This is a genomic window from Synechococcus sp. H60.3 (assembly GCF_047462295.1).
Classification (GTDB): Bacteria; Cyanobacteriota; Cyanobacteriia; order Thermostichales; family Thermostichaceae; genus Thermostichus.
In genome coordinates this window covers 1-11,208 of the sequence record NZ_JANSIY010000087.1, presented here as the reverse complement: position 1 = coordinate 11,208, position 11,208 = coordinate 1, and the positions used below count along the sequence as shown (strand labels likewise).

The 11,208-nt window shown below is 60.6% G+C and carries 14 protein-coding genes; 8 read left to right on the top strand and 6 right to left on the bottom strand.

Annotated elements, in window-relative coordinates; translation table 11 throughout:
- Together NW841_RS09570 and NW841_RS09565 are read right to left on the bottom strand one after the other, a co-directional pair.
- Positions 1–724, bottom strand: a 724-nt coding sequence (locus NW841_RS09570; RefSeq protein ID WP_414386192.1) for an NYN domain-containing protein, incomplete at its 3' end; no start/stop codon positions are given.
- Positions 725–948: 224 nt separating this feature from the next.
- Positions 949–1,572 carry a TMEM165/GDT1 family protein gene (locus NW841_RS09565; RefSeq protein WP_414366122.1) on the bottom strand — a complete coding sequence of 208 codons (624 nt, stop codon included), beginning with the start codon at positions 1,570–1,572 and terminating at the stop codon, positions 949–951.
- A 456-nt stretch (positions 1,573–2,028) separates the two neighbouring features.
- Here NW841_RS09565 and NW841_RS09560 point away from each other — a divergent pair, with 456 nt between their 5' ends.
- The 3 genes from NW841_RS09560 to NW841_RS09550 all read left to right on the top strand — a co-directional run bounded on the left by NW841_RS09560 (position 2,029) and on the right by NW841_RS09550 (position 2,857).
- Complete coding sequence (locus NW841_RS09560) at positions 2,029–2,196, top strand: zinc ribbon domain-containing protein (protein ID WP_414366120.1); 168 nt, start codon at positions 2,029–2,031, stop codon at positions 2,194–2,196.
- Between the two features lie 89 nt (positions 2,197–2,285).
- A complete protein-coding gene (locus NW841_RS09555; protein WP_414371435.1) occupies positions 2,286–2,408 on the top strand; it encodes a hypothetical protein in 123 nt (40 codons plus the stop codon).
- A 29-nt stretch (positions 2,409–2,437) separates the two neighbouring features.
- Positions 2,438–2,857, top strand: coding sequence for a YraN family protein (locus NW841_RS09550; RefSeq protein WP_414378490.1), 420 nt, complete (start codon positions 2,438–2,440; stop codon positions 2,855–2,857).
- On the opposite strand, the gene ruvX is transcribed toward NW841_RS09550, so the two are convergent.
- A complete protein-coding gene (gene ruvX / locus NW841_RS09545) occupies positions 2,824–3,303 on the bottom strand; it encodes a Holliday junction resolvase RuvX (RefSeq protein ID WP_414378492.1) in 480 nt (159 codons plus the stop codon). The genes NW841_RS09550 and ruvX overlap by 34 nt on opposite strands.
- 110 nt (positions 3,304–3,413) lie before the next feature.
- Here ruvX and ahcY point away from each other — a divergent pair, with 110 nt between their 5' ends.
- Positions 3,414–4,694 (top strand): adenosylhomocysteinase, encoded by a 1,281-nt coding sequence (gene ahcY / locus NW841_RS09540; RefSeq protein ID WP_414371351.1) that lies wholly within the window; start codon positions 3,414–3,416, stop codon positions 4,692–4,694.
- Positions 4,695–4,834: 140 nt separating this feature from the next.
- On the opposite strand, the gene NW841_RS09535 is transcribed toward ahcY, so the two are convergent.
- Positions 4,835–6,046 (bottom strand): argininosuccinate synthase, encoded by a 1,212-nt coding sequence (locus NW841_RS09535; protein ID WP_414386191.1) that lies wholly within the window; start codon positions 6,044–6,046, stop codon positions 4,835–4,837.
- Between the two features lie 304 nt (positions 6,047–6,350).
- On the opposite strand from NW841_RS09535, the gene NW841_RS09530 reads away from it, so the two are divergent.
- Together NW841_RS09530 and lipA are read left to right on the top strand one after the other, a co-directional pair.
- On the top strand, positions 6,351–6,848 hold the full coding sequence (locus tag NW841_RS09530; RefSeq protein ID WP_414366111.1) for a DUF4079 domain-containing protein: 498 nt from the start codon (positions 6,351–6,353) through the stop codon (positions 6,846–6,848).
- Positions 6,849–6,979: 131 nt separating this feature from the next.
- Positions 6,980–7,852, top strand: a complete 873-nt coding sequence (gene lipA / locus NW841_RS09525; RefSeq protein ID WP_414366110.1) for a lipoyl synthase — start codon at positions 6,980–6,982, stop codon at positions 7,850–7,852.
- Here the strand turns inward: lipA and NW841_RS09520 are convergent.
- Positions 7,849–9,063 carry an Era-like GTP-binding protein gene (locus NW841_RS09520; RefSeq protein WP_414366109.1) on the bottom strand — a complete coding sequence of 405 codons (1,215 nt, stop codon included), beginning with the start codon at positions 9,061–9,063 and terminating at the stop codon, positions 7,849–7,851. The genes lipA and NW841_RS09520 overlap by 4 nt on opposite strands.
- A gap of 170 nt (positions 9,064–9,233) precedes the next feature.
- Here NW841_RS09520 and NW841_RS09515 point away from each other — a divergent pair, with 170 nt between their 5' ends.
- Together NW841_RS09515 and aroQ are read left to right on the top strand one after the other, a co-directional pair.
- Positions 9,234–9,383 carry a hypothetical protein gene (locus NW841_RS09515; protein WP_414366108.1) on the top strand — a complete coding sequence of 50 codons (150 nt, stop codon included), beginning with the start codon at positions 9,234–9,236 and terminating at the stop codon, positions 9,381–9,383.
- 222 nt (positions 9,384–9,605) lie between these two features.
- A complete protein-coding gene (aroQ, locus tag NW841_RS09510) occupies positions 9,606–10,109 on the top strand; it encodes a type II 3-dehydroquinate dehydratase (RefSeq protein ID WP_414366107.1) in 504 nt (167 codons plus the stop codon).
- A 244-nt stretch (positions 10,110–10,353) separates the two neighbouring features.
- On the opposite strand, the gene NW841_RS09505 is transcribed toward aroQ, so the two are convergent.
- Positions 10,354–10,890 (bottom strand): thioredoxin family protein, encoded by a 537-nt coding sequence (locus NW841_RS09505; RefSeq protein WP_414366106.1) that lies wholly within the window; start codon positions 10,888–10,890, stop codon positions 10,354–10,356.
- Positions 10,891–11,208 lie beyond the last annotated feature (318 nt).

The following is an 11,208-nucleotide window of genomic DNA, read 5'->3' as shown; positions in this document are numbered from 1 at the left end:
TTAAATCCACGATCAGCTCCCCATCCAGATTGGCCTTGCGGCTGCCGTCGGCACGGGTGACGACCGGCTTGGTAACCACCCGGTAGCCCAACTTTCTCAGCTCTGCCAGAAAACGGCGCTGGCCGAGGTTGTGCGGATCTGTGCCGCTGTAGAAACGCACCTCCATCTCGGTTCGGCCCTGGCCCAGCCAGCTCAACAGTCCGGGGTAGTCGAGAGGGGATCCCGATTGCTGGGCGCTGGCGTGCAGGTTAGCGCCGTCAATAAACACCCCCAAAGCTTTGCGCGGGGAAGGGAGGGCTGGCTGGGACTCCACCTGCTGCTGCAGACGTTGCAATTGCGCCCGCATCGACTCCAGTTCCTCAGGAGTCGCCTGGGGCAGAGCATTGAGCCGCAGTTCTACAGCTTTGAGCCGCCGCTGGATCTGTTGAATGGCCTGCGTGGTGGGAGCCAGTTGCTGCCGCACCGATAAATGTGACGTAGGCCGAGCTTCGAGAGCGTCGATGCGCGCCTGTATCGCCCCCAGTTGGGTCGCCATCTGTTCCTGCTGCTGCCAGCTCTGCCCCAACACTTGGCAAAGCTGTTCTTCGCGGCGGCGGATGGCCGGGTAAGCCGCAGCCACAGGCAAGAGACCCCAGACGACCTGGCGGGTTACTAAGGCTGTCACCCCCAAAGCCAGGGATCCCGCCCATAGCCAGGTTAGAGGAAAGATGGGAGTTTTGCTCATCGTTCATTCTCCTGCTGCATCGCTTACGGGGATCTGGCCAGGCATGAAGGGCTCTCTCGCTGGACAAGAGACTTGGGAGTTGGCGGAGAGATACCCCAATGCCCTTCGACACCCGCCTCCGTAGTATGTCTGTTGTTGGAAGGGGGGACTTCCAGCTAGGGGAGGAGAAATTATGTCAGTAGAAGTCAATTCTGAAGGGAACCGGGCTGGGTTGCCCGACAGGTTTATCCCAGCAGTTCCCAACCCGTTATCCCGGCAAAGATCAGAAACAAGCTGCCTCCCAACCAATGCACGGCTCGTTCAGAGATATGGGCTGCTAAAAACCGGCCACCCACCACCGCCAACCCCACCATGAGGCCGTGGCCGAGGGTAGCTCCTGCCCAGACACTCAATCCCGGATGAGTGGCTGCTAAGGAGACGGTGGCAACTTGGGTTTTGTCCCCGAACTCGGCTAAGGCTGTCAAGCTCAACGCTTCCCAGACAATCGTCCAGGCGCCGCCGCGGCCAGCCCCCTTTTCCTCGGCTTGTTCCACCAGTTTCAGGGCTTCCTCCTCTTCTGCTTTCTCTTGTTGAGGAGTCATTCTGTAGGCTTGCCAGAGCATTCTCAGCCCAAAGGCAGCAAAAACCCCTGCTGAGAGCACCTGCCCCCCCAGTGGTGGCAACAACTTGAAAAGTACCTTCCCGGCCACTACAGCCAGCAGGGTCATCAGCGCCAAAGCCAGCCATGTTCCCAGAAAGACCCAACGGCGCGGGTGACGCATTGCCAAAATGAGGGGGGTAAAAAAGGTCTTATCCCCCAGCTCTGCCACTGTGACCAACAGGAAACTCGACCAAAAACCGGCCCACATGTTTTAGCCTCCAACCTCTCTTGTATGCAGGGTGGCTCACAGCTAGAGGTGAAGGCCGGAGAAGTCAGACGGGATCACCAAGCTCACCTCTGCGTGAACCCAGTGAAAGTCTCGTCACCAAAGCAGCCCAAAGTAATTCTCTGGGCAGGCTTTGTCTGCTGCACCGGGCTTGCTGGCCAGTATGTCGATGCAGAGGGCGGTGGGCCACCTGACTACTCCCTTTCGAGGCTAAATGGTAACATGTCGAGCAGCAAGCGGAAGGAGCCAATACTTGAGAGAACGATCACCAGCAAGCTACTGAAATCTGGGCTCCCCAAGGCCAACGAGAGTAGGGCAGGAGAAAGGGCAGGCTATCACCGAAATGCACGGGATACCCCAAGGGATAGCGCCTAAAAAGAGCGGCGGCAGTCGAACAGTGAGGCCTACGGCCCGCTAGCGCGAGGGGCTTTCTACCTGTTGAGGCAGTTTGTGCAGTACAAGGCAATGAGGGTAGGGGTCGAGGTTGTAGGGGTTCCGCCTGCCTACAGCTCACAGACCTGTCACCAGTGCTTGTGGCTTGGCCAGCGGGAAGGGGATGCGGATTTTAACGGTGCCACTCGCGTTAGCGGGACGGAGTCCTTGTGAGCGAGCTTCAGGGCTACTGAAAATCCCACCCGCCTATGCGGTAGGGTAGTTTATGGTCGAGGCATAGGATACAACTAGGAGAAAACTGCGTGGATGCAAAGTCGATCTTGGTGGCGGTCGCCCTGATCCTATCTTTGGCGAGCTTTTATTTTGGCACCCGCAACGGCTTCTACGACACCGACAGGTATCACGGCAACGGCTCTGCCCACTAGGGGGAGGGATTCGGAATAGTTACTTAGATTTGTACGAGGTAGGCGGGGAACCCTTGCCCAAGCGAACTTCTCTCCAAGACACAGGCGAGGCTGGCGAGGCTTGGGTGCGGCAGTACCTGGAGGAGCAGGGCTGGCAGATCCTGGCGCAACAGTGGCGCTGTCGTTGGGGGGAGCTGGATCTGGTGGCCGCTAGGGCAGGGGAGTTGATTTTTGTGGAAGTGAAAACCCGCAGTGGCGAGGGCTGGGATCAAAAGGGGCTTTTGGCGGTTGGGATCCAGAAGCAGCGGCGCCTGATCCGAACCGCCCAAGCTTTCTTGAGCCAGCACCCTGATCTTGCTGAATTAGCCTGTCGCTTCGATGTCGTTTTGGTGGAACAGCAACCGGCCAAAGAAGGGGTGAGCTACGCCTTGGCAGACTATCTGCAGGGCGCTTTTGAGCTTTGGGAATAGCGCCGCTCGTCCAGCCAAGTTTGTAAAATTACCGCCGCCGACTGTTGGTCGATTAAACCCTTCTGGGCCCTGGCTGGGATCCCGGCCTCGCGCAGATCCCACTCCGCCTGCACCGTGCTTAGGTACTCGTTGACCGTAACCACTGGCAAATCCACTGTCGCGCGCAGAGCCCGTACAAACCGCTGCACCTTGCGGGCTTGGGATCCCACTGAGCCGTCCGCCAAAAGGGGGATCCCGACCACCACCACGGTGGCCCGACGGCGGCGGATCCACTCTTGCACTTGGGCGATATCTTCGGGCAGGGAACGGCGCCGGATCACCCCCAACCCCGTGGCCAGCAGGCCCAGCCCATCGGAGCCGGCCACGCCGATGCGGCGGTTGCCCACGTCCAGCCCCAGCGCCGAAAAGGGATCCCTTGTGGCAAAATAGTTCAGGTCTGTTGACATCTGGTTATCCCTCTTGCCGACATTGTAACGGCCTGAAACTCCCTGTTCCTAGCCGTGTAGCTCGACTGATCCTCTGTCCTTTTTCGACGACCTTTTTTGGAGCCTTCTCGATGACCAGCGCCACCCTGTCTCTCCCCAAGCACGAAGTCAAAGACCTTGGCCTCGCCTCCCTGGGCAAGCAACGGATCCAATGGGCGGCGCGGGAGATGCCGGTGCTGGCCCAGATCCGGGAGCGCTTTGCTCAAGAAAAGCCCCTGGCCGGGCTGCGCCTGGTGGCCTGCTGCCATGTCACCACCGAAACGGCCAATCTGGCCTTGGCGCTGCAGGCAGGGGGAGCCGATAGCGTCCTCATCGCCAGCAACCCTCTCTCCACCCAAGACGATGTGGCCGCCAGCCTGGTGGCGGACTACGGCATCTCAGTCTTTGCCATCAAAGGAGAAGACGTAGCCACCTACCGCCGCCACGTGCAGATTGCTTTGGATCACCGCCCCAACCTGATCATTGACGACGGCGGCGATGTGACGGCAGAGCTGGTGCAGCACCGTCAGGAGCAGCTCCCGGAGATCATCGGCACCACGGAGGAGACCACCACCGGCCTGGTGCGCCTGCGGGCCATGGTCAAGGCGGGGGTGCTCAGCTTCCCGGTGATGACCGTTAACGATGCCGAGACCAAGCACCTGTTCGACAACCGCTACGGCACTGGCCAATCCACCCTAGACGGCATCCTGCGTTGTACCAACATTCTCTTGGCCGGGAAAACAGTAGTGGTAGCCGGCTACGGCTGGTGCGGCCGGGGAGTGGCGATACGGGCCCGCGGCATGGGATCCCAGGTGATTGTGACCGAGGTCAACCCGGTGCGGGCCCTAGAGGCGGTGATGGACGGCTTTCGGGTTATGCCCATGGCCGAGGCCGCCCCTCTGGGGGATCTCTTCGTCACGGTCACTGGCAACAAGCACGTCATCCGCGGCGAGCACTTCGACGCGATGAAGGATGGGGCGATGGTCTGCAACGCCGGCCACTTCGACATCGAGATCGACCTGGTGGCGCTCCAGCAGCGGACGGTTTCCCGGCAGACGGTGCGCCCCTTTGTGGAAGAATACCGTCTTCAATCGGGCAAGTCGGTAGTGGTGCTGGGGGAGGGCCGGCTGATCAACCTGGCTGCTGCCGAAGGCCACCCCGCCAGCGTCATGGACATGAGTTTTGCCAACCAAGCGCTGGCCTGCGAGTACCTGGTGAAAAACCGTGGCCACCTGGCTCCTGGGCTGCACCCCATTCCTGCGGAGATCGATGAGACCATCGCCCGCCTCAAGCTCAAAGCCATGGGGATCCAGATCGACAGCCTTACCCCGGAGCAGATCGAGTACGGCAACACCTGGACGGCAGGAACCTAGAGAAAGCCCCTCACCCCCGCGGTGGAAAACCTGGCCCACCTGCGCCGTTGGGCCAGCAGGCAAGCGGGTTGCCAGCTCCCTCCCAGCGGGCTAGCCGGTTGACCAGCGCCCCGGATGGACAAATTGCCTAACGGTAGAGTTCAAGCACCACTACCCCGGTGCACCTGGGCCCAGACGCGGGTGGGCAGACCCCAGATGTAGATGAAGCCTTCGGCAGCCCGATGGTCGAATTGATCCCCTTCCCCGTAGGTGGCCAGCTCCGCGTTGTAGAGGGAGTAGGGGGAGCGACGGCCCACGCAGACGGCCTGGCCCTTGTGCAGGCGCATCCGCACCACGCCAGTGACGCTTTTTTGGGTGGTGCGAATGAAGGCGTCGAGGGCCTCCCGCAGCGGTGAATACCAAAGGCCGTTGTAGATCAATTGGCTGTAGGTGGTCTCGATACCGTACTTGTAGTGGATGACCTCGCGGGTGAGGGTGAGGCTCTCCAGCTCGCGGTGGGCCTGGATCAACACCGTTAGGGCGGGGCACTCGTAGATCTCGCGCGACTTGATCCCCACCAGCCGGTTTTCAATCATATCGATGCGACCGACACCGTGGCTGCCAGCCAAGTGGTTGAGCCGCTCGAAGAGGGCTCTGGGGCCAAGGCGCTGCCCGTCCAGCTCTACCGGGATCCCCTCTTCAAAGGCGATCTCCACATAGGCGGGCTCGTCGGGGGTTTGGGAGATGGGGCGGGTGAGGGCGTAGACTTCCTCCGGTGGCTCTTGGTCGGCGTCCTCCAGAATCCCGGCTTCAACGCTGCGGCCCAGGATGTTGAGGTCGATGCTGTAGGGGCTGGACTTCTGCACCGGCATAGGGATCCCGTAGCGCTCCCCGTAGGCAATGGTCTCCTCGCGGGTCATGCCCCACTCGCGGGCCGGGGCCAACACCTTGAGCTTGGGGTTTAGGGCGGCGATGGCCAGGTCGAAGCGCACCTGGTCGTTGCCCTTGCCGGTGCAGCCGTGGGCCACGGCGTCGGCGCCCACCTCTTCTGCCACCTCTACCAACAGCTTGGCAATCAGGGGGCGGGCCAAGGCGGTGGAGAGAGGGTAGCGCTGCTCGTAGAGGGCGTTGGCCTGAATGGCGGGGAAGGCGTAGTCGGCAATCAGGGTTTGGACAGCCTCCCGCACTAGGGATTGCTCCGCCCCGGCCCTCAGCGCCTTGGCTTGGATGGCCTCCAGCTCTCCCCCCTGACCCAAGTCCACCGCCAGGGTGACTACCGATTCCACCCCCCACTCATACTTGAGATAGGGAATGCAGACGGAAGTATCGACGCCCCCCGAATAGGCCAATACCACTTTCTTTGCCCGTCCCATGCTGCTGCGGATCCCTGTTCAAAAGAAGTTGCTAGCCCATTATGCCCTGTGGCTGGGAGCTTGAGGCGGGGGTCGGCACCTAGGAGTGATTCAGCTACTGGAATTGGGATCCGCAGCGTTACCCAAGTTGCAAAGCCCATCATCTGGCCCGCTGCCAACGGCCAATCCATTTCTACCAGCATCTAACGCAGATAGGGCCCCAACTCCTGGAGTCCACCCAGGCCTGTGCCGCGACAGAAGTTTTTTAAATTTTTAAAAATTTGTGTTAATTTAGGGGCAGCCTCCTCTTCGTTGCGCAATCCCTATGAGCGGCATTCAACTTCCCCCATGGCTGAAGCTGGCCTTGCCTTTCTTTCACCCTGTGCTGATGATTTTCGCCTTTGTCCTAGCTCTCTACGCTCTTTACCTGGGCCTGCAGGTGCGACGGCTGCGCACTGCTTCTGCAGAAGAGCGCAAAGAACTCATCAAGGGTAAGTTTGGCCAGCGGCACTTTCTTGCTGGATCCCTGTTCTTGCTGTCGATGGTGTTCGGGGCCCTGGGCGGCATGGGGGTGACCTACCTCAACAACGGCAAGCTGTTCGTTGGCCCCCACTTGCTGGCGGGATTGGGCATTGTGGCCTTGGTGGCTAGCTCTGCGGCTTTGGCGCCCCTGATGAAGGATGGCCAAAAGGCCTGGGCCCGCAATGTCCACCTCCTGCTGAATTTGGTGATTTTGGGGATCCTGGGCTGGCAGGCGGTGACTGGCTTTCAAATTGTGCAGCGCATCGTCAACCAGATGCTAACCTCTCCTCAGCTGGCCTAGCCCTTTTCCGGCTAAGGGCGATCGATCTGGAAGGCGTCCATGCCACAATGGACGCTATCCCCTTTGTCTTTCTCCTTGGATTGGAGAAGGATGCTTTCCCAAGCTACTGAGCCCTAGCAAGCGGTTCTCCCATGCCTGTTAGCCCTCTTCCCAGTTGGGTCAAGCGCTCTATTGGCAAGGCCAGCGATATCTCGGCGGTGCAGCAGGTGATCAAGCAGCGGGGCCTGCACACCATCTGCGAAGAGGGGCGCTGTCCCAATCGGGCCGAATGCTACAGCCAAAAGACTGCCACCTTCCTGCTGATGGGTGGGATCTGTACCCGCGCCTGTTCCTTTTGTCAGGTGGCCAGCGGGCGGCCCGCGCCGTTGGATCCGCAGGAGCCGGAAAAGGTGGCTGAGGCCGTTGAGCTGCTGGGGCTCCGCTATGTGGTGCTCACCTCGGTAGCTCGCGACGACCTGCCCGACCAGGGATCCGGCCGCTTCGTGGAGGTGATGGAAGCAATTCGGCGACGCTGCCCTGGGATCCAGATCGAGGTGCTCACCCCCGATTTTCGCGGGGATCGCGACTGCATTGCCCGTGTGGTGGCGGCCCGACCGACCTGCTACAACCACAACATCGAAACCGTACGCCGGCTGTCGCAGGCGGTGCGGCGCAGCTCTGGCTACGACCTGTCGTTGCGGGTTTTGCAAACCGTCAAGGAGCTGGATCCCGGCCTGCCCACCAAGTCCGGCCTGATGCTGGGGCACGGGGAGACCCGCGCGGAAGTGCTGGAAACCTTTCGCGATCTGCTGGCGGTAGGGTGTGACCGGCTCACCCTGGGTCAGTACCTGCAGCCTTCCCTGGCCCACCGCCCGGTGCAGCGCTACTGGACCCCGGAGGAGTTTGTCGAGCTGGGCCAGATTGCCCTCCAGATGGGGTTTCGCCAGGTGCGCTCTGGGCCTTTGGTGCGCAGCTCCTACCACGCCGCCGAAATGGCCCAGGATGGCGGGGAAGGGGGATCCTAGGCCTTTTCAGCCAGCTCTTGGCTGCTGATGAGATCCCGCAAGAGGGCCCCTAGGCCGAACCCCTCTGGGGCAAACCGGAGCAACACCTGTGGCGCCAGGGATCCCAGGCGGTACAAACTCACTCCCGCCACCAGACCTGGCAAGAGGCTGTTGCTCCAGCCTCCCCACAGCCAAGAGCTCACCCCCTCGGCCAAAAGCAGCAGCGCCCCGTTGAGTAGCAGCAGTCGCCACAGCCCCTCCTGGACGGATCCCAGCGCCCCCCCTAAGGATCCCCAGGGTAGGCGCAGCCGCATTCCCAAGCCCAGCAGCCACAGCCCATCCAGCAGCGGCGCCAACAGCAGATCCAGCCCCAGTGGCGCTAAGCCCACCGCGATCCCCTTGCCGAGGGCGCAGGCCGTGCTCCATTGCTCGACAAAGCAGGCGTGGTGCTGCCACTGCTTTTGCCAGAGCTGGGCCTGGAGGCACTCCAGCCGCTTCAGCACGTTGAGGGCCAATAGGGATCCCGCCTCTGCCTGCAAAATCTCCACAATGCGCTCTCGCAGGGCCTCGATCTGGGGTGCGGGCCGCTCCCATTCCAAGGTAATGCGGCCATCTGGCCAGTGGGTGCGCACCTTAGTGGGCTTAGGACAGGCGGCCACTGTTAAGATCTCCTGGGGCAACACCCAGCCCAAGTGATGGCTGATCTGGGTGCGAATGGCCTGCAACTCGGCTTCCGAATAGAGATCGCACTTGTTCAACACCAGCAGGATCGGCTTGTGCAGGGTGCGCAGCTCCAACAGAGCTTGGTACTCCAACTGGGTCAGGTCGGCGGCGATGACAAACAGGATCAAGTCGGCGGCGCGGGCCACCTCCCAGGCCAACTGTTCGCGGGCTTCTCCGTTGACCTCGTTCAAGCCGGGCGTATCGATGAGCCGCACCTGCCAAGGGATCCCCGGCCCCGGCTGCCACAGCAGCGATTGTGGCTGTTGCGTCACCCCGTTGAGGGGCCCTACCTCCAGGCGGGCCTCGCCGGTCAGGGCGTTCAAGACAGCCGACTTGCCGCGGTTGACCAGACCAAACACCGCAATGGAAAACACCCGACTGACAAGACGCTTGCGCAGAGTGGATAAAGCTTTGAACTCCGGCTGCAAGTCCTGACGGCTGGCCAGAGCTTGCCAGTGATCCCAGCAACGCTGAAAAACGGTTTCGGCTTGAGTTAGAGGAGTGGTCATCGACAACAAAAATGGCCTAACCCCCACTCTAGAAGGAATTGATCCCCATAGCCAGGCTGGTATTCCCCCCCAGCGTGGGGAAGTCCGCCAGGATCCGAAGCTCACAGAATGGGGCATGATCACCTTGGGGCGTTGGCGCTCCCGAGTCTAGAATCTCATCGACTGTTGCTATGCTGTACCGCCTCCCCAACTCGCTCCGCTGGCTCCGTCTTGGCGGATCCCATCGCTCCAAACAAGAGCGTCAAATTGTGCGCAGCCTGCTGGCCTTTGCAGGTGCCCTCCTGATCGTGGATATCGTGCTCCTGAGCGCCCTTTACTAGTCCGATGGTATTTCCAGCTCCCCATTTCTACGCTTGTCGAGAAAAAGCGCTATCATGGAGATCCATTGGTCAAGCTCCGTTGATGGCTCTGTAACTCCTACGAGGCAGGTCGGATGGATTGGGTAGAAAAAGTTCTCGAAAAGCTCCGCGAATGGGTGGAACGTGTAATTGATACCCTTCTGGGAAGTCCTCAGCCCCAACCTGCCCCCATTCCCGTAGAAAATGGATCCCATCGTCGTCGCTAATCCGACTGCCATCGCTTCCGGTGGCGAGCTCCTCAGCCTTCTGGTTCTGCACGGCCCCAACCTCAACTTGCTAGGGGTGCGAGAAGTAGGCATCTACGGCTCGGTGTCCTTAGAGCAGATCGATCGGGCGCTCCACCAGCAGGCAGAAGTTCTTGGGGCAAAGCTGGAGATCCTGCAGTCTAACCATGAGGGAGTGTTGGTTGATGCCGTCCACCGCGCCCGCCAGCAGCACGCCGGCATCCTCATCAACCCCGGCGCCTACACCCACACCAGCATTGCCCTGCGGGATGCCATTGCTGCCGTGGGTCTGCCCACCGTAGAAGTTCACCTGAGCAATATCTATCGCCGCGAACCTTTCCGCCAGCACTCCTACATTGCTGCTGTAGCCATTGGCCAAATCAGTGGATTTGGAGCCCACAGCTACCTATTGGGCCTACAGGCTCTAGTTCAGCACCTGCGGCTGCAGGCCGTCCAAACCTGACCGAAGAAGTTTGGCCTTACCTCGACGCTACCGCGATAGTCGCTGCTTGGTGATCCGCAAACGCGGGGAGGCCCCCCACCTGGAAGAGGCAGACACTGGGTTTCCCGGTGGAGAACATCTGTCCTCAGCCGTGTGGGAGAGGAGGGCAGGCGCCAGGTAGGTATCGTGCGGGCGCAACTCAAAGAGTGGTTAACTGGTAAGACCAGTGGGCAGCTGAGAGGGACAGTGGGGATCCCCTAGGTTCCTATCCATGGCTGCGCGGATCCGCCTGATTCGAGAGGACAGGCCTGCCCGGCTGCAGCTCAGACACCTGTCCGGCATTGGTCAACTGCAGGGGCTGCCCAGTTGCCAGAGCCAACACATTGGCCCGCAAAATGGCGGCAGGCTGTTCTCCAATAGCAGATCCCAGCACTTCCCCTTGACCATCCAAAAAGAGAAAGTGAGGGATCCCGTTCACCCGGTAGCGGCTCAACTCCGGCAGCCACTTGGGGTTGTCCACGTTTAGCATGACGAAGTTCACCTGATCGGCAAATTCTTTCTTCAAGTTGGCCAGGAGGGGTGCCATTGCTCGGCAGGTGGTGCACCAATCGGCGTAAAACTCCACCAGAGAAGGCTTGCCGTTGGCCTGCGCTTCCTCCCAGGACACTGCCTCTGCAGCCAAGTCGGCCAAGCTGGTGCTGGCCTGACGAGCTTGATTGGCTAGAAACAAGCCTGCCGCCAGGATCACTGCCACCATGGCAACTAACCCGTTGCGCAACCGTTTTGCCCAGTCTTCCTTCATAGCTCTATCACCTCGCCATCTGGTGCCCCTGGATTCAGCTTCCGCCTTCCCCGTTCTAGCATCCCCCTCTCTCGGCGGTGGGTCAACTAGGTTCTGGATGGTTGTCTCCCGGCTTTTGGGTGAGGGATCCCTGCTGGAGAGGAGGGCAGGTGGACATACTCCCCCCAGCTATAGCTTGCTTCTGCGCACCAGTAAGCCTAGGAATTCTTGTTGCTGGTTTCACTACAGCTTGTTAAAGAACCAAGGGGTACAGTAGCAACACTTAGCAAACCAACTTCGGAAGCAGGATGGATTGATCAGGAGTAAAGAAGTCTGCAC